The 23,646-nt window shown below is 71.6% G+C and carries 13 protein-coding genes; 2 read left to right on the top strand and 11 right to left on the bottom strand.

Features of this window, described 5'->3' with window-relative positions; translation table 11 throughout:
* Positions 1 to 44: 44 nt before the first annotated feature.
* The 11 genes from WME98_RS34610 to WME98_RS34560 form a co-directional block, all read right to left on the bottom strand.
* Entirely contained in the window at positions 45 to 1,136 is a 1,092-nt protein-coding gene (locus WME98_RS34610) for an efflux RND transporter periplasmic adaptor subunit (RefSeq protein ID WP_437319142.1), read from the bottom strand.
* Between the two features lie 701 nt (positions 1,137 to 1,837).
* Positions 1,838 to 3,466, bottom strand: coding sequence for a glycoside hydrolase family 57 protein (locus WME98_RS34605; protein ID WP_437945943.1), 1,629 nt, complete (start codon positions 3,464 to 3,466; stop codon positions 1,838 to 1,840).
* Positions 3,467 to 3,574: 108 nt separating this feature from the next.
* Positions 3,575 to 4,471: a hydroxymethylbilane synthase gene (gene hemC, locus WME98_RS34600; RefSeq protein WP_061621267.1), complete on the bottom strand. Its 897-nt coding sequence runs from the start codon at positions 4,469 to 4,471 to the stop codon at positions 3,575 to 3,577.
* 4 nt (positions 4,472 to 4,475) lie between these two features.
* Complete coding sequence (gene hemA / locus WME98_RS34595) at positions 4,476 to 6,065, bottom strand: glutamyl-tRNA reductase (protein WP_437945942.1); 1,590 nt, start codon at positions 6,063 to 6,065, stop codon at positions 4,476 to 4,478.
* A 5-nt stretch (positions 6,066 to 6,070) separates the two neighbouring features.
* Positions 6,071 to 6,982 carry a cytochrome c biogenesis protein CcsA gene (gene ccsA, locus WME98_RS34590; protein ID WP_061621460.1) on the bottom strand — a complete coding sequence of 304 codons (912 nt, stop codon included), beginning with the start codon at positions 6,980 to 6,982 and terminating at the stop codon, positions 6,071 to 6,073.
* Between the two features lie 266 nt (positions 6,983 to 7,248).
* A complete protein-coding gene (locus tag WME98_RS34585) occupies positions 7,249 to 7,650 on the bottom strand; it encodes a hypothetical protein (protein WP_020734041.1) in 402 nt (133 codons plus the stop codon).
* A gap of 84 nt (positions 7,651 to 7,734) precedes the next feature.
* On the bottom strand, positions 7,735 to 8,553 hold the full coding sequence (gene pssA, locus WME98_RS34580; RefSeq protein ID WP_044985697.1) for a CDP-diacylglycerol--serine O-phosphatidyltransferase: 819 nt from the start codon (positions 8,551 to 8,553) through the stop codon (positions 7,735 to 7,737).
* A 176-nt stretch (positions 8,554 to 8,729) separates the two neighbouring features.
* Positions 8,730 to 12,305: a hypothetical protein gene (locus tag WME98_RS34575; protein WP_437945941.1), complete on the bottom strand. Its 3,576-nt coding sequence runs from the start codon at positions 12,303 to 12,305 to the stop codon at positions 8,730 to 8,732.
* Positions 12,302 to 13,474 (bottom strand): hypothetical protein, encoded by a 1,173-nt coding sequence (locus tag WME98_RS34570; RefSeq protein WP_437336981.1) that lies wholly within the window; start codon positions 13,472 to 13,474, stop codon positions 12,302 to 12,304. The genes WME98_RS34575 and WME98_RS34570 overlap by 4 nt, the downstream gene beginning before the upstream one ends.
* 220 nt (positions 13,475 to 13,694) lie before the next feature.
* Positions 13,695 to 16,325, bottom strand: coding sequence for a hypothetical protein (locus tag WME98_RS34565; protein WP_437945940.1), 2,631 nt, complete (start codon positions 16,323 to 16,325; stop codon positions 13,695 to 13,697).
* Positions 16,303 to 19,728 (bottom strand): hypothetical protein, encoded by a 3,426-nt coding sequence (locus WME98_RS34560; protein ID WP_437945939.1) that lies wholly within the window; start codon positions 19,726 to 19,728, stop codon positions 16,303 to 16,305. The genes WME98_RS34565 and WME98_RS34560 overlap by 23 nt, the downstream gene beginning before the upstream one ends.
* Before the next feature lie 236 nt (positions 19,729 to 19,964).
* Between WME98_RS34560 and WME98_RS34555 the strand changes: the two genes are divergently transcribed.
* Positions 19,965 to 20,882 (top strand): hypothetical protein, encoded by a 918-nt coding sequence (locus WME98_RS34555; protein WP_437945938.1) that lies wholly within the window; start codon positions 19,965 to 19,967, stop codon positions 20,880 to 20,882.
* On the top strand, positions 20,879 to 22,993 hold the full coding sequence (locus WME98_RS34550; RefSeq protein ID WP_437945937.1) for an AAA-like domain-containing protein: 2,115 nt from the start codon (positions 20,879 to 20,881) through the stop codon (positions 22,991 to 22,993). The genes WME98_RS34555 and WME98_RS34550 overlap by 4 nt, the downstream gene beginning before the upstream one ends.
* Positions 22,994 to 23,646 lie beyond the last annotated feature (653 nt).

The following is a 23,646-nucleotide window of genomic DNA, read 5'->3' as shown; positions in this document are numbered from 1 at the left end:
GGTCGCTACCTTTCTTCAGTAATGAGACGCGCAGCGCGCTCGGCTCACTGCGCCGCCGCGATCTCGATGCCGTCCGCCAGCTCGCTCACCTTGTCGATCGCGACCTCTTCCCCATCGGCGACCGGGCCGATCACCTCGACGAGGCCGTCGACCTTGCGGCCGGTCTTGACCAGCCGCTCCGTCACGCGATCACCGGACCTCACGAACACGCGCGCGCTCGTCCCGGAGGTGCCGACCGCCGCCTCGGGCACGAGGAGCGCCGTTTTTGACTCGCCGGTCAGCGCCAGCTGACCCTGCGCGAAGAGGCCGGGCCGGAGCTTCCCCTCGCTGTTGTCGAACTCGGCCTCGACGGGCAGCGTGCGCGAGGAGGCCTTGAGGCTCGCGCCGATGCGCTTCACGACGCCCGGGAACGTGCGATCGGGGAAGGCGGCGACCGAGATGCGGACCGGCTTGCCGACCTCGATGCTCGCGATGTCCGCCTCGGGCACGTCGATGCGGAGCCGCAGCGGGTTGTCGCGGACCACGACCGCCACCACGCGGCCCGGGCTCGCGAACTCGCCGACGCTGATCCGCTTCTCGGCGACGGCGCCGTCGAACGGCGCCCGCACCGTCGTGTCGGCCACCGACTTCGAGGCGAGCCCCGCCTGCGCCTGCGCCGACGAGAGCGCGGCGACGGTCGCGCGGATGCCGTTGACCGCGGCCTCGTACTGCGCGGTCGCGTTCTGCGCCTGCGTGCGCGCCGCGTCCCACGTCGACTGGGCGACGGCGCCCTGATCGAAGAGCTGCTTCACGCGGTCGGCCTCGGCCTTCGCGAGCTCCATGCTCTGCTTCGCGGCCCGGACCTCCGGCACCTGGTCGGGATCGATGTCCTTCGGCGACGCGCCCTGCTGCAGCGCGAGCTTGGCCCGGGCCTGCGCCACGGCGGCGGAGGCCGCCTGCGACTGGAGCGCCAGGTTGCGCGCGTCGAGCACGACGAGCGCGTCGCCCTTCTTGACCCGGGAGCCGACGTCGACCTCGACGCTCACGACCGAGCCGGCGACCTGCGTCGCCACCTCGCTGGTCTCGTCGGCGACGAGCGTGCCGCTGATGTCGAGCGTCTGCGGGAGCGGGCGCGCGGTCACCTTCCCGAAGCGCACGGCGGGCTTCTCGCGAGGCGCGGCGGTGTCGCGCGCGGGCGCGGGCTTCGCCTCCGCTTCCGGGCGCTTGCAGGCGGTCAGCGTGGTCGCCGCGAGCGCGGCGACGAGCGCCGCGACGACGGCGGCGCGAGAGTGATTCGAGGCGGCGCTACGAGCGCCGAAAACCCGTCGAGCGATACGGCGCTCGGGTCCGCAAGGAGGATGTGTCATGGGGAGTCCGCCCGGTTCTTTGCCAGCGCCTGCCGGTGCGGTCCAGGAGCAAAGCTGGCGGGCACCACAGTAGGGTGCTGACCGGCCGGTCATCAAGGGGGTGTTCCGGCCAATGTCTCCGTCCTCCTCGCACTTTATGCCGCCATGGCCGAGGAAAACGTGCTGCGCGCCGCGCTCGGGGTTGCGCCGGCCGGCGCTCGGCAATGAAACGGAGCGGTGAATCGCCGGTCATCGTCCGGAAAGGGGGCGCCGGAGCGGTGAGCCGCCGCGCGAATGCGCCCTCCTCAGCGCCGCGCGCCGCGGCCGCCGTGGCATCCGCGGTGCAAGGGTGCTGCGCCTCGGGGCAGGCCGCCAGCGGTCGCGGCAAATTCCGCCATAGAATATTTCAATAAAGGCGCATTCTAGTGTGCGTGTATTCGGGATATTGAAAGCGGTTCAGCTCCTGATCTCCGGAGATGTCCGGGGACGGGGCAGCGCCGTGGAGACACCGCTCATCGCCACGGGTCGAAGGCGTCCTGGAGCGCAGGGCCCGAGAGCTCGGCGAGGAACGGATCGAGCGCGCAGAGCGCGTCGAGCCAGGCGACGTCGGCGGGAGCGGCCGAGGGCTCCTGGGCGAGTCCCGCGAGCCGGCGGGCGCGCGCCGCGTGGGCCCGGGTGCGCGCCTCCGCGTAGGGGACCATGTCGCCGGCGGACATCATGAACGCCCAGTCGCTCGACTGGAGGAGGAGGAGCTCGCGGATCGCCTGGTCCAGCGCGCGGCCGGGCAGGCCGCCCGCGCCGCGGCGGCGCGAGAGCGCCCCCAGCACCGCGCGCTCGGCGTGATGGGCGTGCCGCCACAGGCGCGCCGCGCTCGGGCCCGTCCAGTACGCGCCGAAGCCGCCTTCGCCCCACGTGGAGGCGGCGGGCGCGACGACCTCCGCGGGCGGGTGGCGCTCGAGGTAGGCGCCGAGCGCGATGGGGACGGCGCGATCCGAGGCGGCGAGGCCGCGCAGGGCGTGCTCGAGGAACTCGGGCCCCTCGAGCCAGAAGTGGCCGAAGAGCTCGGCGTCATAGGGGGCCACCAGGATGGGCGGGGCCGGGGCGCCACGGCCCGGCGCGCCGGCCCACGGGGCGCCGTGGATCGACGCGAGCGCGGCCTCGCGGCGCGCCACGAACGCCGCGGCGTCGGCGCGCGCCTGCGCGGACGCGCGGGCCGGGTCGTACGGCGCCTTGTCAGGGCCGGGCCCGGTCACGCGGTGGAGCTTGAGGCCGGTCATGAGCCGGGCGCCGCCGGGGCCGATCTCCCCGTCGAGCTCACGCTCGGGCAGGTCGAGCCCGACGTCGCGGTAGAACTCGCGGTAGACCGGGTGGCCCGGGTAGCCGGCGTCGCGCGACCAGACCTCGCGCGCGCTGTCGCGATCGCGCCCAAAGCACGCGACGCCGGCCGGCGAGCGCACGGGGACCGACGCGCCGGCGGACGGCGCTGGCGCGGCGAGCGCGAGGGCGTGGGCGTCGAGCACGGTGAAGCGGACGCCGGCCGCGGCGAGATCGGCGTCGATGCCGGGCGCATAAGCGCACTCGGGCAGCCAGAAGCCGCGCGGCTCGGGCGCGCCCGTGAGGGCCGCGAAGGCGCGGCGGCCGAGCCGGATCTGCGCCCGGATCGACGCCGGCGTGGGGAGCAGGCCGGGCAGGTACGCGTGCGTCGCGGCGGTGGTGAGGAGCTCGACGCGGCCCGCGGCGGCGTGGCGCAGGAGGGCGCCGGGGACGTCGCCGCCCAGCGCCGCCCAGGCGCTCGCCGCGCCGGCGAGCCGCGCACGGTAGAACGCGGCGGCCGCCGCGAAGCCGCTGCCGGCGAAGCGGGCCTCGACCCGGGCGGCGAGCGCCGTGATCCGGCGGAGGTGATCCTCGAACCGGCGGAGGAGCAGCTCGTCGCGCAGCATCGCGAGGAGCGGCGGCGAGACGGAGAGGGTCAGCGGGGCGACGACGCGATCGGCGGCGAGGCGATCGAGGACCCCGAGCAACGGGAGGTAGCACTCCCAGAGCGCCTCGAAGAGCCAGCGCTCCTCCAGCGAGCGCGCGTGCTCGGGGTGGCGCACGTACGGCAGGTGGGCGTGGAGGACGAGGGCGACGTAGCCCGGCATGAGCGCTGGCCGGCGGGAGATCGCCGGCGGGAGATCGCCGGCGGGCGCGATGTCGCACGGGCGCGCCGGCGCGGGAAGCGTCGGAGCTCCGGCGTCGGCCCGTGCGCCTCAGCCTTTCTTGAGCTCCATCCCGAGGTCCTCCCCCAGGCGCGCGGCCTCGCGCTCGTCTCCGGGCCACGGGACGCGCCGCTCGGCCCTCCGCAGCCGGGAGCCGTCGGGCTCGGCGAGGAGCGCCCGCAGCCAGAGCGCGCCGCCGTCCCGCACCGCGTAGGCGGCCACCGGCGTCCGGCAGCTGCCCTCCACGGCCGCCATCACGGCCCGCTCCGCCGTGACGCAGACGGTGGTCTCGCGGTCCGCGAGCGCCGAGAGGACGCCGCGCACGCCGGCGTCCTCGGCGCGGCACTCGATGCCGAGCGCCCCCTGGCCGATCGCCGGCAGCGACACCTCGGGCGACAGGACCTCGGTGGCGCGATCGGCGAGGCCGAGCCGCTTCAGGCCGGCGAGCGCCAGCACCACGGCGTCGAACGACCCGTCGAACACCTTGCGGAGGCGCGTGTCGACGTTGCCGCGGACCGGCTCGATCGCGAGATCCGGGCGCGCCTCGCGCAGCGCGACCGCCCGGCGGAGGCTCGAGGTGCCGACCCGCGCGCCCGCCGGCAGCTCCGCGAGCGGGGCGCCGCTCCGGGTGACGATGACGTCGCGCGGATCCTCCCGCGCGGGGATGCAGGCGAGGCACAGCGCCGGGGCGAGCTCGGCGGGGACGTCCTTGATCGAGTGGACCGCGAAATCGGCGCGCCGGTCGAGCAGCGCCTCCTCGAGCTCCTTGATGAACAGCCCCTTGCCGCCGATGTCCTGGAGCGAGCGATCCTGCGTCTTGTCGCCCGAGGTCACCACCTCGAGCTCGCGGAGGGAGAGATCGGGCACCGCCGCCTCGAGGGAACGGGCGAAGGCGCGGGACTGGGCGAGGGCGAGCGCCGAGCGGCGCGTGGCGAGGGTGAGCTCCATGGGGTCACGCTCCCTTTAACCCAGCTGCGCGCACGGCCGCGGCCGGATTCGCGACGGCCAGGACGCCGGCCTCGGCGGGCTGGGGGCGCGCGCTGGGCTGCCGGGCGTAGCGGCCGTCGTCGTCCGCGACCTGAGGGCGCGGGTCGACCTGCCGCGGCGAGGCGCCCCGCGCGCCGGAGGGCGGCGGCGCTGCCCCGCGGGCGGACCGCGGCGTGGGAGGGCCCTCCGCGGCGACGCGCAGCTCCCCCTCGGCGAGCGGGGCGGCGGCGCTGTCGGCCGACGCGCCGTCGATGTCGAAGAGCTCGCGGAGCGAGTCGACGTGGTCGGCGACGCGGGGATCGGTGGCCATGGCGCGGAGGCGGGTGGTGGGCACGTGGAGCAGCTTGTTCGTGGCGGCGTCGACCATCAGCGCGAGCGCCTGGCGCTCGGCCGGGCCGAGGTGCCGGAGCTTGCCGGCGAGGCTGCGCTCGACCTCGGCCGCGAGGATGGAGCGCGTGCGGGCCCTGAGCCCCACGATCGTGGGCGTGAGGGCGCGCTCGAGCGTCCACGTCTCGAAGGCGTGCGCCTCGTCCGCGACGATCGCCTCGGCCCGCGCCGCCTCGGCGGCGCGCCCCTCGACCGACTGCGCCACGATCTGCGAGAGATCGTCGACGTCGTAGAGGTAGACGCTGTCGAGCTTGTTGACGGCGGGGTCGATGTCGCGCGGGACCGCGATGTCGATGAGGAACAGGCTCCGGCCCTTCCTGGCCTTGCGGGCCCGGCGGACGAGGTCGAGCGTGACCACGTAGCTCGGGCTCGAGGTCGACGAGATCACGATGTCGGCGTCGATGACGGCGCGCTCGAGCTCGGCCCAGGGGCGGGGCTCGCCGCCGACCTCGCGCGCGAGGGCGGCGGCGCGATCCAGGCTCCGGTTGACCACGACGAGGCGGGCGCCGGCGCGGACGAGGAGCTTCGAGGCGGCCTCGGCCATCTCGCCGGCGCCGATGAGCAGCGCCGTGTGCCCGGCGAGATCCGCGAAGATCTGGCGGGCGAGATCGATGGCGACGCTGGAGACCGAGACCTGGCCCGCGCCGATCGCCGTCTCGGTGCGCACGCGCTTGCCGACCTTGATCGCGCGGTGGGCCGCGCGGCCGAGCCGCGCGCCGAGGGTCTTCGCCCCGCGGGCGATCTCGATCGCCTCCTTCATCTGCCCGAGGATCTGCGGCTCGCCGACGACCATCGAGTCGAGCGACGCGGCGACGCGGAAGAGGTGGAGGACGGCATCGCCGCCGACGCGGCCGGCGAGGTGGCCGCGGACGCCGTCGCCGCCGAGGCCGACGAGGACCCCGACGGCGGCGCGCAGCGCCTCGTTGTCGGCCGCGAGCTCCTCGTCGGACGGCGGCGCGGCGCCGCCGGGGCGGGACAGCCCGGGCGCCTGCTGCCGCGGCGAGGCGTAGACCTCGACGCGGTTGCAGGTGGAGAGCACCAGCGCCTCCCCGATGGCGGGGTGCGCGGTGAGGCGGCCGAGCACCTCGGGGAGCCGGTCGCGGCCGATCGCGAGCCGCTCGCGCACCTCGATGGGCGCGGTCTTGTGGGAGAGCCCGACGAAGATCACGGGCGCTAGCCTCCGAGCCCCGCGGCGGGGCGGACGAGGTAGATCACGAGCACGGCCGCGGCGCAGGCGAGCCCCGCGATGGTGCCGTACGCCGCGCGGCGGCCGCGCCAGCCGGCGGCGGCGCGCAGGAGCAGCACGAGCGCGATGAGGAGCCAGGTGGCGTAGCCGAAGATGGCGCGCATCACCTCCTCGGTGCTGCCCATCTCGAGCTGGTGCGCCCAGTACGTCCCCGTGACGATGCCGAGCGTCAGCAAGGGGAAGCCGGCGATCAGGAACCGGTGGACGGCGTGATCGAGGGTGTCGAGCGGCGGGAGCCCGCCCATGCGCTCGACGTGCCGCTTCCGCTTGAGGCGCTTCTCCTGGACGAGGTAGAGCGCGGCGGCGGCGCCGGCGAGGAGGAAGAGGGCGATCCCGAGCAGGTTCGCCATGACGTGGGCCGCGATGAACAGCGGGCTGAGCTTCTGCTCGGAGTGCGGCTTGCCGAGGAAGAAGGTGCCGAGCAGGAAGGCGAGCCCGAGCGGGCCGATGAGGAGCCCGAGCGCGTCGATGCGGAAGCGACGGCGGGCGACGAGGTACACGGCGATCGCGAGGAGGGACGCGACCGAGAGCATGAAGTGGACCGAGTGGACCGGGCAGACGCGCGCGACGAAGCTGGCGAGCGTGACATAGGTCGCGTGCCCGAGGGCGCCCAGGCCGAGCAGCAGGGGCGCGTGCCGCGACGCGCGCGCGGCGGCGGTGGCGCTCGGCCGAGCGGCGGGGTCGTGGGCGTGCGCCCCGCCGCCGAGGAGGCCCGGGAGCTCCCCCGAGGAGGGGAGCCGCGCGCGGCTGCGGGCGACGTCGAGGAAGAAGAGCGCGCTGGCGGCGCCGTAGAACAGGAGCGCGAGCGCAAAGCTGATCCCGGAGATGACCTCGGGCATGGCCCCCGTTATAGCCTGCCTTACCGGGGATGGCCCGCCGCGCTCGGAGGCGGGCGCGTACCGTCGTCGGAGCCGGCCCGACAGCGCGAGGACCCGGTCGGAGGGTGGGCGCCCCGGGGCGACCGCTGCGCCGGGGGCGCCGTCGCGCCCGACGGGTCGCCGGCGGCTGCGGCGCCGTCGCACCCGGCCGGGGCGCCGCGCCGGGGGCGCCCCGGGCCCCGCCGGGGACCGCCGCGCGCCCGGCCGGTGACCGCCGCGCGGCGGCGCTACATCTTGCTCGTCAGGAACGCGGCGAGGAGCTCCTCGTCGCTGGTCAGGCTGCTGTTCGTGGCGGTCGACGCGGGCGCGGCCTTGCGGTGCTCGGCGAACGTACCCACCGGCGCGCCGATGAACCCCGGGATCACGTCGTAGGCGTTGTCGCCGATGATCATCGACCCCTCGAGGATCTCCGCCCCGAGCTCCCGCAGGAACGCGCGCGTCTTGACCCGGCCGAGGACCTCGTGGACGTCCGCCGCCCCCGTCACCTCGCGGAGCACGCGGATCGCCTCGATGATCTTGTAGCGGCGGCCCTCGGTCTTGATCAGAAGCTCGTCGTTGTTCAGATCGACGCGGTCGCTCGCGATCCAGTCGTCGAGCGCGGCCTGCGGAAAGAACACGCGGTTCTTCATCGCGGGCAGTCTACTCAAAAACAGGCCCGAGCGGTTGGGCCGCGATGCCGGCGGCCCGGGGTCGGCCAGCGGCCGGGACCCGCGTCAGGCCGGAGGGGGCACCCGGGGCGGCGGCGCCGAGTCCCGCGACAGGCCGCGGAGGCGCGCCGGCAGGTGCCAGAGCGACTCGAAGATCCCGAGCAGCACGTAGAAGCCGAGCAGCCACACGAGCACGAACGCAGGCTGCAGCTGCGTCGAGATCACCGCGCTCGAGCCGACGGCGAACGCGACGAAGAGCACCGTGCGGACGTTGAGCCGGAGATCCTTGAAAGAGCGGAACCGGATCGTCGAGACCATCAGCAGCGACAGGATCGTCGTGGTCACGAGGATCGCCGGCGCGTAGCGCTCGCCGCCGATGTCGCCGGCGGCCGCGTGGTTCGCCACCACGATCGAGACCAGGATCCCCGCGGCGCCCGGGATCGGCAGGCCGACGATGTACTTCGAGGGCTTCGTGGGCTTGCCCGCCTCGCCCATGGAGAGGACGTTGAAGCGCGCCAGCCGGACCGCGCCGCACGCCGTGAAGATGAACGACACGAGCAGCCCCGCGAGATCGAAGCGGTGCAGCGTCCACTGGTACACGAGCATCGACGGCGCCACGCCGAACGAGACGATATCGGCCAGCGAGTCGATCTGCAGGCCGAAGGCGCTCTGGGTCTTCGTCATCCGCGCGACGCGCCCGTCGAGCGTGTCGAAGAACATCGCGAAGACGATGAGCAGCGCGGCGCGGTAGAAATCATCCTCCGACTGCGCGGTCGCCGAGCGCCGGATCGAGTCGAAGCCGCAGAATATCGATGAGAGCGTGATCAGGTTCGGAAGCAGGAACAGCGTCTTCCTGAGCTCCAACCGCCGTCGCTTCCGGATCATGCCGCCTCCCTTTCAGGCAGGCCAGGCTATCGCCGCACAGACCACGAACGCAAGCGCCGAAGCGCAGACGCGAACCGCTAGAAGGTTACCGCGAGCCGGGATCCAGGAGCGTTTCATCGCACCCTCTGCTGCGTTTCAGCCGTTCTTTTTCTCGGCTTTCGGCCGCCGCTCAGCGCTCAGCGCTCGGGGCGCGGCGAGCCGTCGAGCGCCGGCTCGCTCCATACCGCCTCCGGGACCTTCGCGCCCGGCTCGAAGCGGCAGGCCATCCGGCGGAGCTCGATGGCCGTGCCGGTCGCGCCCGACGAGCCCGCCGCCGCCCGGAACAGCCACGACTGCGCGAGATCGCCGGGGAGGATCGCGGAAAGAGGAGCCCGCCCGATCGCCCGGGCGTCCCAGCCGGCGACGCACGGCGCGGACGGCGTGCCGTGGAGCACCGTGGAGGCGGTCAGGAGCACCATCACCTCGGGCGCGCCCGACGGGCCAGCGGCGTCGGTGACGACGACGGGGTGGCGCGTGCCAGGGAACAGGGCCTCGCTGCCCAAAAAGAGCGGCACTTCATGGCGCGCGGTCGCGGCGCGCTCGGCGGCAGAGCACGGGCGCGGCGCGTCGCCGAGATCGAACGGCGTCGGCAGCGGCCGCGCAGGGCCGAGCGTTCCGTCCTTGCGAAAAGGCTGGAAGAGGGCCCAGGCGATCGCGTGCCCTGGATCGGCGACCAGGGTCGTCACGCCGATCGACGTGCCCGCGTAGGTCCAGTCGGTGTGCACGAGCCGATCGCGGCCCGCGGGAGGCGCGACGGTCACGGCCTCGATCGCCCACGCGGGGCCCGGGCCGGGCGGGGCGGGCGCGCTGGCGGAGGGCGCCGGAGCCGGGCGGTGCGCGAGCAGCATCGCGGTCACCGGGCCGTTCGACGCCTGCCGGACCATCCCCACGCCGACGGGCAGGCCGTCCGCGAGGACCGCGTCGGCCCGCACGTCGAGGCTGCCGTGGAGGCCCGACGCGGGCCAGGACGGGAAATCGAAGCGCTGGAGCTTGCCGGACGGCTCGTAGAAGAACGTGAGCTCCGAGTGCGCGCTGCCGGAGTGCGGGCGAAGAAAGATCCCGCGCAGCGAGACCGACAGGAGCGCGGGGTCGTAGAAATCCTCGGGGGGCGGCGCGGGCGCGCGGCGCTGGCCGGGCTGAGGGCGCGCGCCCGGAGGCGCGTTGCGCGCGGCGTCCGGAGCGGGCTTCACGTCGCCGAGCTCGAACGGGCCGGCGTCGGGGATGACGCCGCGGCCCGAGGTGCCGTCCAGCCAGTTCTCCCATGCGACCTCGACGTTGCGCATCGGCGCGCCCGGCTTCGCCGCGCCGCCGGGGATCCGCACGCGCGCCGCGGCGTAGCCCTCCATCTGCGCGGTGAGGTTGGTCGCCACCCGCGCTCCCCCGAGCCCCGCCGGCACCGCCGGCAAGAGCGATCGCGTGACGACGCGCGCCTCGCCGGCGCCGGACTCGGGGAGCGTCGCGGAGACGACGTCGATGGCGCCGCTCGGCGCGCGCGTGAGCAACGACCAGACCGACCGGCCGCGCAGGAGCTCGTCGGCGTCGGGTAGGCCGAGGCCGCTCGCGTCGACGTGGTCGATGCGCGTCCACTTCGAGGACGGCAGCGTCTCGCAGACGATGGGCGTGCGCACGGCGGGCTGGGCGCGCGGCGGAGGCTCCGGCGCGCGCGGCGGCGCGGCCTCGGCCTGGCCGCCCCAGCCGACGCGGGTCGCCACGTCGCCGAAGAGGCAGCCGCTCGCGCCGCACGCGACGGCGACCGGCGCCTGGGCGAGCTCGCGCGAGAGCGCCGGCATCTCCGGGAGCTCGACCCAGGTCACGCCGCCGTCGAGCGACTCCCAGAACGCCGCGACGTCCTCGCCGCCTCCGTCGGTACGCGCGCGCCCGCGCGACGCCCGCGCCGACAGCGCGACCACGCGCCGCCCGAAGCCGGCGAGCGCCGCGCTCTCCGCCGGCGCGGCCGCCGCCGTGAGCACCCGGCCGTCCTCGTCCGCGGTGAGGTACGTGAGCGCGCCGCGATCCGAGAGCAGCAGGCCCACGGCGCCGTCGTCCGCGGGGCGGAGCGCGCTCTCCTCGACGATCTCGAGCCCCTCGGGCGACGCGCCCTCGCCCGGGCCGCCCTCGGCGTCCTCGTCCTCGTCCTCGGCGCCGTCTCCCCGCGCCGCCGGCGGCGCGCCGCCGGTCGCGTCGAGCGACCGCGGCGCGAAGGTCTCGCCGCCGTCGTGCGAGACGAACAGCGCGAGGCGCTCGTCCTTGCCGCGGTAGCCGAGGAAGTAGGCGGAGCGCCCGTCCGCCGAGAACGCCGGCAGCGCGGCGGGGGCGCTGAGCGTGGGGGCCGCCGCGAGGGTCACCGCGTCGCGCGCGTCGCGGGCGCCGTCGCGGGTGAGGAGCAGCGGCGCGGTCGGCTTGCAGCCGTCCGCGCCGTCGCTCGGCCTGCAGACGCCGGTCACGAGCGCCGCGCCCTCGGGCGCCACCGCGACGCCGACCTGGTCGATGTCCGCCGTCTCCAGCGTGGCGGCCGGCGACCACGCACCGCCGCCGTCCTCGCTGCGGAGCACCCGCGCCACGATGCGGTCGCCGTCCGGCTCGGCGCACACCGCGACCACCCGCCGGCCGTTCGCGCCGAGCTTGATGCTCCCGCACTCGCCCGTGCCCGGCAGGGGCGCTTCCTTGAGCGGCCCGTCGATGGGGCCGCTCGCGAGGCGCCACGGCGCGCCGGCGTCGTCCGGGCGCACCGCCTCGACGTAGCGATCGCCGGCGATCGCCGCCCGCCCGAGCCACACCGCGGCGGCGGACGGCGCGCGCGGGGCCGCGATGGCGAGCTCGACGTCGGCGCGCGGGAGCGTCGCCGCGCCGCGCGAGAACGCGGGCGCGCGCCGCGGATCCCAGGTCGCCGACGCGAGGAGGCCCTCGGCGAGGAGCTCGCCGCCGAGGACGCCGACGCGCGACAGGCCCATGGCCGGGAGCGGCGCGCGCGCCCAGGTGGCGCCGCCGTCCTCGCTCGCGAACAGGGCCTCGGGCAGGGCGAGCGCGAGCGCGCGGCCGCCCTCGGTCATGGCGACGCCGAAGGCGCGCGGCGGGGACCCGGCCTGCGCCGCGGCGCCGTCGAGCAGGGTCGGCTTCCACCCGAGCTCCTCGCGCCAGCGGAGCACGCCCCCGGCCCGGGTCACCCCGAGCAGCGAGCCGCCGGCGCCCGCGAGCTGCACGAGCGGATCCGGCGGCGACAGCGTCCGCGTGAACGGCCCGAGCGGCGAGGAGGCCTCGTAGATCGACCCGCTCGCGCCGACGAACATCCAGGAGGCCGGCGAGCGCCGCACGATGGCGGTGAGCTCCTCGGGCGCGGGCGCGGCGCTCGCCCTGCCCTGCCCCGCGCACCGGACGGGCTGCGCGGCGGCGCCCGGCGGCGCGGCGGCGTCCGGTCGGGCCGCCGCGGCCGCCGCGGCCGCCCGAGACTCGGGCGTCACCGTCCAGCGCTGGCCGCCCTGGGCCACGACGACGCAGCCGCCGCCGGTGGACGGCGCCCACGCGACCGCGGCCTCGGGCGGCGCCGGGTGGTAGCTCCAGCGCGCCGGCGAGGCGTACGCGGCGCCCGCGATGTCGGCCGGCGGGAGCACGGCCGCCGCCGGGCGCGACGGCTGCGCCGGGGCGCTGGAGCAGCCCGCGAGGGCGCACGCCGACGCCAGGGCGAGGGGCGCGCGGCGCCGCGGCGGCGCGGTCATTCGACCCAGCGGGCCACGAACAGGTTGGTCTCGCCGGGCTTCGCGCCGTACCGGTTCGAGGCGAAGACGACGTGCTCGCCGGTCGGCGAGAACATCGGGAAGCTGTCGAAGCCCTCGTAGAACGTGACGCGCTCGACGGGCGGCACGCCGTCGGGCCCCGGAGGCCCCTCCGAGTCGACGAGGTAGAGGTCGAAGTTCGGCATGCCCCGGGCGCCCTGCGGGGTGCTGAAATCCGAGGCGAAGACGAGCCGCCGCGAGTCCGGCAGGAAGTAGGGCGCGAAGTTGGCGCGGCCGTTCCTCGTCACCGCGCGCGGGTTCTGCCCGTCGGCGCCCGCGACGAAGATCTCGAGGGCGCTCGGGCGGACGAGCCCCTTGGCGAGCAGCGCGCGGTAGTCGTCGAGCGCCGCGCCGGTCGGGCGGCTCGCGCGCCAGACGAGCTTGGTCGAGTCGGGCGAGAAGAAGGCGCCGCCGTCGTAGCCGGGCGTGCTCGTGATGCGCCGGACGTCGGAGCCGTCGAGCTTCGCGGTGTAGAGCTCGATGTCCCCGTCGCGCGTGCTCGTGAACACGAGGCGCGAGCCGTCGAACGCGACGGTGGCCTCGGCGTCGTAGCCTTTGCCCTGGATGAGGGGGCGGAGATCCGAGCCGTCGGGGTTCGCGGTGTAGATGTCGAACTCGTCGAGCGGCCACACATAGCCCTGCGAGTGATCCGGCTTCGGCGGGCACGCCTCGCCGGCGGCGTGGGTGGAGGCGAAGAGGACGCGCGGCTGCGCCGGAGCCGGGGGCGCGGGGAAGAGGAAGTAGCCGCAGGTCGTCTTGCCCTGGCCGTTCGAGACCCGGCGGACCTCGCCGCTCTCCAGGTCGATCACGTACTGCTGGTCGCACGCGTTGCCGTCGCGGGTCGACTGGAAGATGAGCTTCCTGCCGTCGGGCGACCAGTAGGCCTCGGCGTTCTCGCCGGCGAAGGTGAGCTGCCGGAGGTCGGCGAGGTGCTTCTCGCGCGGGTCGGCGGCGACGCTCTTGCCGGCGCGGATGCGGAAGGGGAGCCACTCGGGCTTCGCCGTGGTCGTCGCCTCGGGGATCTGGCCGAGGGGCTCCTTCGGCCGGGGCTCCGGCGAGGCGCAGGCGGCGAGGAGCAGGCAGGCGAGCAGGGCGGGCGGCCGTCGGTTCATGGCGGCGCGACTCTAGCCGCGGGGAGCCGCCCGCAACAAGGGCGGGACGCGGCGGGATTGAGCGGCGCTCTCGTGAGCGCGGAGCGACGGCCGGCTCGGCTGCTGCCGCCGGAAAATCGCAAGAACGCGCCTTCCGGACGGACGCCGTGAGGCCGGGTCCCATGGAGTGAAGAGGAGGCGGGCTGCACGCGCCCCGCTTCGCCGCGACCGTCTCGATCGCTTACGCCTGCATCGCCACGACCGAGAGGACCGCCTCCGCGCGGCTCGCCTCGACGGTAAACCTGGAATCGTAGCCGTTTTTCCGAACGCGATCGAGCCAATCGAGGGCCTCGCTCGCCGGGACGCGGCCGCGCAGCAGTGCGAAGTAGACGTGCGCGTATTCGTCGGCCGTCCGGCTCGCGAAGGCGACCGGATCGTCGACGTTGAGCGAAACAAGGACGGGCACCTCCCCGGGGCGCTCGTGGCCGGGGCGCGGGAACATGCGGAAGATCGGGTGCTCGTCGATCGACTCGTAACGCCCGATGAGCAGGTTGCTCGACGGGTTGGTCTCGACGGTGATCTCGAGCCGCGTCAGCTCGCGTCGCACGAAGTGGCTGGCGGCGCGGAGGAACTCGACCTCTCCTGCGTCGACAGCGACCTCGATGGGAACGAGTCCCCGCCGGAAGACCTCCGGGCGCCGGAGCCCATCGATCATCAGCACGTCGGCCGTGTCCGCGCGGGCGGCGGGCGTGATCGCGGACGGGTAGCCGAGGGCGGCGAGCCGCACCGGGTCGTGCCTCCGCTTGCGCGCCACGAGCAGCGCGTCGATCGGGACAGGCTCGCCGTGGATCCTCTCAGCCACGCGCGCGGCCTCGGACCGCACGCGCTCGACCCGCGCTGCCGATGGGGCGAGCCAGCCGCGGCCGTAGAGGTCGAGCTCCCACAGGAGATCGTCGAGCCGCTCGGCCTGGGGCTGCTCGATGCAGCGGGCGCGCTCGGCCCACCGCTCGGGATCGATCCCCAGCGCGAGCCCATGTCCCACGCGGTCGCCGGCCTCGAGCACGCGGAAGCAGACGAGCTCGTGGACGCGGCGGATGCCCTCGGCCAGGCGGCGGAAGTCCTCGCCGGCGTGGTAGGTGACGCGGAGCGGAGGCACGTTCCAGGTGGGCCGGCGGTGCGAGAGCTTCACGGCAGCGCGCTGCGAGGCGTCGCGCAGGTGGCGCAGCGGCCTCAGCGTGGGCCACAGCGGCATTGAGAGCTCCGCGGAGGCCACGTCGAGCCCGCGGAGGAGGACCAGCGTCTCGGGGAGCTGCTCGAGCATGAGCTCGGTCGAGCGGGCCGCCTTCCACTGGTCCAGCGACCACGCGCCGAACGCCCACCTGGCGCCGTCCGGCTCGTCGCGCGCGGGGTCGCGCCGCTTGATGAAATGCAGCACCACGCCGGCCTGTGGGCGCCTGGGGAGCTCACGGAGCTGGCGGGCCATTCCCCTGACGCTGCGCCAGGTCACCGACCAGTCGTCGCGCGGCGTCTCGCGCACCTCGAGCGACTTGAGCTGCACATCGCTGCCCTGGAGCGTGTGGGCGCTCGTGACCAGGGTCCCGTCGAGCGGTCGCCGGAGCGGCCCGAGACGACGGCTGAAGCGCTGGAACCAGTCGAGCCCACCGACGCCCGGGTCCTGGGTGACGAAGTTGTACGTCATGCAGCGCAGGCGCTGGTACTGCCAGAACGCTAGGGCGAAGTCGGGGTCTGTGGCCTGCTTGCACGCGGCGAGGTAGGCGAGCCCGCGCCGGGTGAGGGCCATCTCGGGATCGCCGTCGTGGAGCCAGGCGCAGGCGGGATCGCGCTTCAAGATCTCGGCCGCCGACTTGTGGAGAGTGGACGTCACCGGGCCCGGCGTCTGGCGCCTCACGTCGATCTGCGCGCAGGCGAGGCCGACATAGAGCTTGCGCAGCAGCGGGCGAGACGGGGTCGCCTCGATGTTCCGGAGCGCGCGGTGGGCCGCGAGCATGATCGAGGGGGCCTCAGGCCAGACGAGCGACGCTGCGGCCTGATTCGAGAGCGCTCCCAGGAACTGCGCATAGGGCACCGAGGGCCTCGAGAGGAAGCGCGCGAGCCAGAGGCGCACGAGCGCCGCGAGGAGGAGCGCGCGGTGGTAGCGATCGCCCCGCTGCTTCGGATCGCCCCACGCGGCGTAATCGGGGACGCCTTCGCCAGCGTCGAGCTTCACCGCGTCGACGTCGTAGCCCGAGGCGAGCTGGGCCATGAGGGAGCGCCACACATCGCCGAAGCTGGTGCCTTGGCCGATGTGCAGGTGCGTGTCGGCGACGTCCCTCTCGAGCACGCGCGCGAGGTGCGGGGTGGTGAGGTCGACGAGCGAGGATTCCGGCTGGACGCCGTGCTTGCTCGCGAGCGCGCTCACGAGGAGATCGGGCGGCAGGCGCAGCGTGAGCCAGCGGTAGCGCATGGCGCGGAGGTGGAGCGCGTCGATGCTGGAGGCGCCGGGGTCGATCGGGTCCGCGCAGCGCTGGCTCAGGATCGCGCGGCGGCCGCGGAAATCGAGGTAGGTGGAGGCGAGGCGCTCGAGGTGCTGGTGGAGAGGGACCGTGTCGTTGCCCTGGACCTTCCCGCCCGGGGGATCGCGGAAGAACCAGGCGCGCAGCCGGATCTGGCGGAGGGCGTCGAGCGAGAGGCCATTGGCGTGCAGGCGGAGGCGATCCTCGAGCGCGTGGCCGAGCGCCGCGGTGGAGGCATCCTCGTCGGCGGCGTGCGCGCGTGTCAGCGCCAGCGTGCGGCCGCGGTAGGCCTCCATGGAGACGAAGGGAAAAGCCTCGGTCTCCGCGACGAGGAGCTCATGCGGGCTGGGGAGGTGCACGACGGCCGAACCTCTGCACGAAGGGGTGGTTGGGATGCCGATTGTCGATCTCCTCAAACACCAGCAGCTTGTTGCGCAGGTTGAGGAGTCTGTCCGCGTCGTCGATGCCATCGTTGTCAGCGTCCAGGACTAGGAGCGAGAGCCGCGCCGCCTGGATGACATCGCTCTCTGGCAGCCGCTCGTTCAGCGCTGAGAGGATGCGCTCGGCCGCGTCTGCAGGCAGGCCGGCTTCGGGCGCGGCGAGCAGCGCAAGTCGAGACCGGAACGAGCAAAATGCGCCCCAGCGCCGCCCGTCCGCGGCTACCTGGAAGTAGGACTGTATCACCCTGATCCACGCATGGAGATCGGGTCGCTCGAACGACCAGCTGACCGCGTACGCCTTCCGAGATCGACCAATCTCGAACACCGTCATGACGTACTGGAAGGCGAGCGACTCGAGCACGGCGCCCGCGTCACAGCTAGGGGACTGGAGCTCCTTGGCTGCGCCCACGGCCAGGTGATTCCAGGCCCGGAAGAGAAACTCTCGATCAAGCGCCGCTTCCCACCTGACCGCCGGCCAGAATCGCTTCGCCTGATCGCGGGACGATCGCAGCTCGAGCCCGGGCCACCTCTCCGTGCTTTCGGAGCATGCCTGCGCAGCCAGATCGGTCTCATCCTTTTCGACGTCGGTCGCGATCCGGTAAATCAGCTCGAGCGCTGGCGGCAATCGGCGCCCGCCTGGCGGGACGACGTCGAGGTGCAGCGTCCACAGCAAGAGGCGAACATCGATGTCGGCGGCGCTCGTTCGGACGCTCGCCACGACGTTACCTCGCCTCTTTAAGAGGTCCTGTACGATGATGCCTTGCTCGAGATCCAGCACGCGATCGGTCTGGGGCAGTTTGTGGAGGTCACGCAGCGCCTCCCAAAGGGCGATGAGCGCGATGTCCGACACGCCGACCTGATCACCATAGGGCTCCAGCGTCTTCTCAATCACGAGCGCCTCTTCCGGCTGAATGCGCGCCAGGAGATCGTCGCGGTCATCCACGTACTTCGCGAGGCGATCGTCCGACGAGGTTCCCAGGAAACTGCCCGCCGGCTGCACGACGCGGAGGCTTTTCAGGCGCTGGTCGTACGACTGGCCGCCGCCCGCCAGACGATCGAGATCGGAGCATAGCGCGCGCGCCATGACGCGGACCTCGACGGCGCTCTTGCCCGGATGGAGATCGGCCAGCTGACGCGACTTGGATTCCACGCGGATCCGCTCGAATCGACGCGGATCCCAGAGCACCTCAGGCTTACCCCGCTCGTCTGTGTAGTTCGCCGCCAGCAACCAGCCCCTGAGGTCGTCACCAACCTTGGACGGGAGACCGGCTTCGGGATACAACAGCGAGCCCAGTGACTCCCGCGCCCAGTCACGCTGGACCTTGTCACGGCGCGATTGACCGCTCGATCCAGCCAGCTTCCCGAGCATCGCTGACCAGTCTTTCGCCTCCTCCCCATCCTTCCTATCGGAAACGGCCACCCGGAACACCACGCCTAGGAACGCGTCGATGACGGCCTCGCCGGAGAAGTCGTCCGCGACCTTGTCCTTCCACGTCGAAGCCCACGCGTTGGCTGCAAGCGCGAAATCGAGCGGCGATTCCCATGCAGGCATTGGCCAGGATTGCGGCGGATGTGACGAGGACGAGAGCGACTCGACCCTTGCAATGACGAGCTGCGGGGGATTCATGGCCAAGGGCGACGGACCCACGAGCGAGCCGCCGCCATCCGCGATCAGGTCCAGTATCAGGAGAAGCGCTGCTGTGACGCTCTCGGGCAGGTCGAACCTTGTTTTTCCGGCATTGACGCTCATCCGGGGAAGCTCTAGCGGGAGCAGCAGCTCGAGGGAAACGCCGGGGATGAAGCTCACCTGATGGATGAGTCGGTGCGTCCAGAGGATCTCGATCTGCCCTGCGTACACCAGCAGACGTGGTGGTTCCCCGCTCCGGTCGTCCTCGTTCCGGTCGATCTTGACGAGCCTGAGGAGCTCCTCTTCTTCGTTTGGAAGCATTGGCGAATGATTGATGGCAACGCCGAGGAGATAATGCGCGACCTCCGCGGCGCTCTTCTGTCCCTGGAACTCGGCCAGCCGGAGCCGGACGTCCTCAAGGGCGCGCAGGCGATCGGGCAGCGCAAGTTGGACCACGCGGTGCTGCATGAAATAGGTGCCCAACGAGGCTCTCCCGGACAATTCAGGGAGCCCCGTGGCTGTCGCCCGCGCGGGCTCCTGCGCGACAGCAAAGCTACCGAGCAGGTCCGCGATGCTCAGCTCGTTCCGTGCATCGGCGCTGCTGGGAGGAGCGTGTTGCAGCCGGGCATCACGCGGCAGGGGGTCGAGCTTGCAGCGGTGACGCGGCGGGATCACGCGGTTGTAGAGCTCCTCGGCGTACTGGATTGGTTTCTCAGGTTCGCTGAGCGCCTCGAGGTCGAGCTTCGTGGTCTGCAGGTGCCAGAGCGGGCGGCGCGCTTCTCCGAGGAAGTGCGCGCGCAGGGCGAGCAGGAACATCTCCGTGAATCCCGTCAAGACAAAGGCCACGCGCGGATGCCAGATCGTCCGGAGGAGCGTGATCAGTTCGATCGACCTCGGCACGTTCATGTCGCTGTCGTCGATGGGCACGATGAACAAGGGCACGAGCCCGTCCCCGCGTCTGGCCATGAAATCCTGTAACAGCGCATCGATGAACGCGCGGAAGCTGGTCTGGACGTCGCGTCCGCGTTGCTCTGCCATGCCCAGCTCGACCGCGTATGCCTCCGGATCGAGGGTCGCCTTCCGTGCGCTCACGTTCGGTTCCCAGCCGGAAGCCACCACCTGTACGAACTGGTTCCACTGGTCGCGCGACCGCGGTGGCTCGGCGCCGAAATCCTGTTTTCTAGCGCGATCTTCGATGTACTCCACCATGCGCACGAACGCGCCCGCCACGCGCAGGAGCAGGCTCGTGCCCTGAGGAATAGGCTGGAGATCGATCATGTCGAGCGGCAAGAAGCGCGGATCGCCCGGGATTGGACCATTGGCGCGATGGAAGTGCACCCTCGACAGCTCCCCCCTGCTGCGTGGAGGGAAATCGCCGTACAATTTCTCGCGCCACGCCTCGCTCCACGCGTGAACGAGGGTGAGGAGCACGGTGGATTTGCCGGAGCCGCGTCCTCCGTCGAGGAGAACGACCGGGTTAGCTCGGACGCCGTCGACCCACGGTAAGAACCACGGTCCCGCGCTCGACCCGCCGGATCTCGCAAGGGTGAAAATGTCCGGCCTCGACGGTGCGCTCGGTTGATCCGCGAAGCTCTTGAGCAGCCCGACCGCGCGCTCGGCGGCCCTCTTCTGGTCGGCCGAGAGCTGCTCCCAGGGGACATCGCTCGCCTCCAGACGAACCTTGAAATCCGTCATTCTTGATCGAATACCAGAGCGCCCGCACGAAATAAAGAGCGCGCTCGAATGCCTGTACCTATCGGGCTCGTGGAGGCGGCCACCGCGCCGCTTCGGGCGACCGCCCCCCACCTCGGATGAGCTCCGCCAGGGCGCCGGAGGTTGCCAGGCGGCTCGGCGCGGCGTTGTGTGCGCTCGGCATCTGGACGGCTCACCGCGCAGTAGGCGCGAGCGTTGAAGCGAGGTACAATGTTACCATGGCGGAACCGAGATCGTACTCGCCGAGTGACTACTTCCCGCGCCCAGCGGCTGAAAGAACGCTGGGCGAGAGCCTCGCGTCGAAACGGCGACTGTGGACCGTGCTCGCACCTGATCTCGCCGGCAAGCGATGGCTCGTAGAGCATCTACTTGGGCAGCAGGAGGGGACACGGACGCTATGGTTGGATGCCCGGAGCATACACGGGCCGGGCGACGCTGCGCGTCAGCTCGCGACCGATACCGGACATGTCCTCCCGCGCAACATCACCCGCACCGGCGACCTCTCGGTGTTCCTGGAAACGCTCCTCGACCGTCCCACGATACTCGTGTGGAGGCATGTCGAAGCGTTCGAGGAGCCAGGGCGGCACGAGCGTAGCCAGGTCCGGCATGCCATGCGAGAATGGTCTACGGCGAGCGCGTACAAGAGCAGCTTCAGGCTCCTTCGCCAAGCGATACTCACCTCAAAGCCGAGGATCGAATATTATCGCAACGTCTCCGAGGCAACCGTGACGGTGCCGGATCTGGATGCCGTCGAGATAGAGAGGTTCGCTTCTCGCCTCGGCGTACACCTGCCGGGCCAGCACGCCGAGCGCCTGCATCGGGCTATTGGCGGCCACATCTACTTCCTTCGGTTGGCCCTGCGCCATCGCACGCCTGGCCTCTCGATCGAAGATCTCTGCAAGAAGCCGCTTCACCCCGGGGGACCGTTTCGCGAGATGTACGCCAGGTTCAAGAGATGGCTCGACGGGGTCTCGCGGGAGGAGCGCGCCGGCACCCGGCGTCTCCTGGAGTATGGCGTCGCCCCTCAGGGCTATTTCGCGGACGAGCTTGAGCAGCGTGGAGTATTCGAAGGGGGTCGCTCAGGGATCCGATATGGGCTCTTTGAGGCTTTCTTGAAGGAGTATCATCGATTATGAACATGAAAGAGTTACGCGCGGGCGGCGCCCTCGGTCCGGACGACGTCTACATCGAGCGCCCCGCGGATGCCGAGCTCTTTGAGGCGCTGCGCTCCGGCGAACTCTGTCATGTCATCGCCTCGAGCCGCACGGGGAAGACGAGCCTCGCCCTGCGCGCCTTGCGATCGCTCGCGGCGGATGGTTTCCGGACCGCTTACGTGGACATCACCCCTGCCGTAGAGGCGGCCAAAGGGCACTCCGAAGCGGCAGGTCGCGCGCGGTTCTACGACGAGCTGGCCGTGCGCATACGGCAAGAGCTCAAGCTGGAGGCGGCGCCAGGCGAGGAGTGCCTGGATCCAGCGGGTTGGCAGCAGCTCTTGCGCAGGGTTCGCGAACTCGATGCGCCTGTCGCGCTGGCGCTCGACGAGACGAACTCGCTGCTCCAGCTTCCCGAGACGATCCGGGAGGGCTTCCTCGCGATGTTCAAGGCGTTCGATGCCGATCGAGCTCGCTCGGGCCGGTCGACGGCCGGCATCTGTCTCCTCGGCTACGCCAGTCCCCAAGCGCTCATGAAGAGCCCCGAGCTTACGCCGTTCAACGCATCCAAACCGATCCTACTCGATGACTTTACGCTCGATCAGCTCGTGTTCGCCTTCGGAGCAGATGTAACGGGCGCGGAGGTCAGTCGCAAGCTCCTCGAAGAGGTATACAGATGGACCAGCGGCCATCCGTACATGACAGCAAGCCTCATCAACACGGCGTTGACAAGAGAGCTTTCGCCGATGGAAGCACTGGAGGAGCTCATTTCGCAACTTGCCAAGGAGGCCTTCCTAACGGTTGAGCTATCGAGAGAGCCTGTCCTCGACTTTGCCGTCAAACAGCTTCAGGCAGGCGGTCCGGCGCTTGAGCTCCAGCGACTCGAAGTCTATGGCGCGATACTCAGAGAGGGGGAGCTCGACCCCAGCAAGGTAAATCAAGGCTACGCGACAGATCTCCAGCTCGCCGGTCTCGTGCGTAGCGGAGGGATGCCGCCCCGCCTAGTCGCAAGGAACCGGATCCTGGAAAAGCGCTTTGACCTCTCATGGACTGACAAGCAGAAAGCAGAGGCCAAGCGCCCGTTCGCGGTCACCATGAAGAGGTGGAAGGAGAGCGGCGAGAATGATAGTAAGCTGCTCACGCTGGCGGAGATCCAGGAGGAGACGGCTCATGGAACCTTGTGGGAGCTATCTCGCGAGGAGATCCAATTCTTGGGGCGCTCCGTGGCGAAACGGACCGAGGAGATTCGCTTCTACGTACGCCTCCTGGTGCTTGCGATCGGCACCATGTTCATACTCATCGCGGTAGCAGTGTATACGACGACTGACGCAAGAGAAGCACGCATTGCAGCCAGGATAGCACAGAATGACGCAAAGAAAGCGGCGATGCAGACCAGCAGCGCTATCGAATCCGCATTGCAGGAGACGCAACAAATCCAAGAACTCGTAGGCAGGTGCCTCAGCAACGACGCAGATGCGAGGATGAGGCTGAGCAAGGTAGCCGAAGGACTTCAGAATCAACAGCAGCTAGAGGCAGTTAAGGCTATCGATCTCGCCATCACTTACTTGGAAGGCACCAACGCGGACGACTTGGCAAGGGCCCTTCGCAAACCTCGCACCGATCTGCGAAACTATCAAGCACTGCTTCCTCAGTGCAGAACGGATCTCAACACCAGCATCACTGAGCGCGACGATTGCCGAACCAACCTCACCACACGCACTACCGAGCGCGACGCCTACCAAGCCTCCCTCACCACACGCACTACCGAACGCGACGCCTGCCAAGCCTCCCTCACCACACGCACTACCGAGCGCGACGCCTGCCAAGCCTCCCTCACCACACGCACTACCGAGCGCGACGCCTGCCAAGCCTCCCTCACCACACGCACTACCGAGCGCGACGCCTGCCAAGCCTCCCTCGCGACCGTAAAGAACTCCCTCACCACCTGCCAGACCTCCCTCGCGACCGTCCAGAGCTCCCTCACCACCTGCCAGACCTCGCTCACGACCGTCCAAAGCTCCCTCGACGCGCAAACATCCGCCTGCACCCACATCTGCGCCGCCACGCCTCGCCCGGATGGCTGCCCCTGCCCCTGAGCGCTCGCGGAGCTCGATCAGTTCTCCTGCGGCGACAGACGCCGCCCCCTTCACCACGCCCGCACGGTCGCCTCGATCCAGGACAGGGGCTCGGAAGGCGTCCTCGGCGCGCTCCGCCGCGTCGAGCCCGAACCAGAAGGCGGGTTCAAGCTAGCCACACGCACGTCTCAGTACCGCTGACCGGAGGTGGCGATGACCCCCACGCGTACCGTGACCCTCGAGATCCTTCGGCCCGGGCCGCCCATAACCAGCTCCTCTCACCCCTGACGCAGTATATCGCCGGGTGCGCGAATCGGACGCCGGAGACGCTGCACGTGAACGCCGAGCGCCGCGAGTTCCTGCACTGGATGCTCGATATGAGAGATGCGACGGCGCATCGGCCGCGACGCGGGCGTTGACTCGCCTCTTCGGCTCGGTCCGAGGCCTCGCCGCCGAGCTCGCGGGCGCAGGGGCCGGCGAGCACACTCACTTACGGATCGAGCTGACGGCGCAGGAGCTAGCGAGCCTGCCGTTCGAGATGGCGGACGCGCCAGCGGGCTTCGCCGCGGAAGGGCAGGCCCTCTTCCGCCAGGCAACGACGCCGATCTCGATCACGCGCGAGAGCCGGCGGATACCCAAGATCCCGCTCATCTGGCCCGATCCGACCAAGATCC

Origin of the sequence: Sorangium sp. So ce296 (assembly GCF_051529605.1) — a bacterium.
GTDB lineage: Bacteria > Myxococcota_A > Polyangia > Polyangiales > Polyangiaceae > Sorangium > Sorangium cellulosum_D.
The sequence above is the reverse complement of the archived record's forward strand: the minus strand, read 5'-3'. Positions and strand labels throughout refer to the sequence as shown.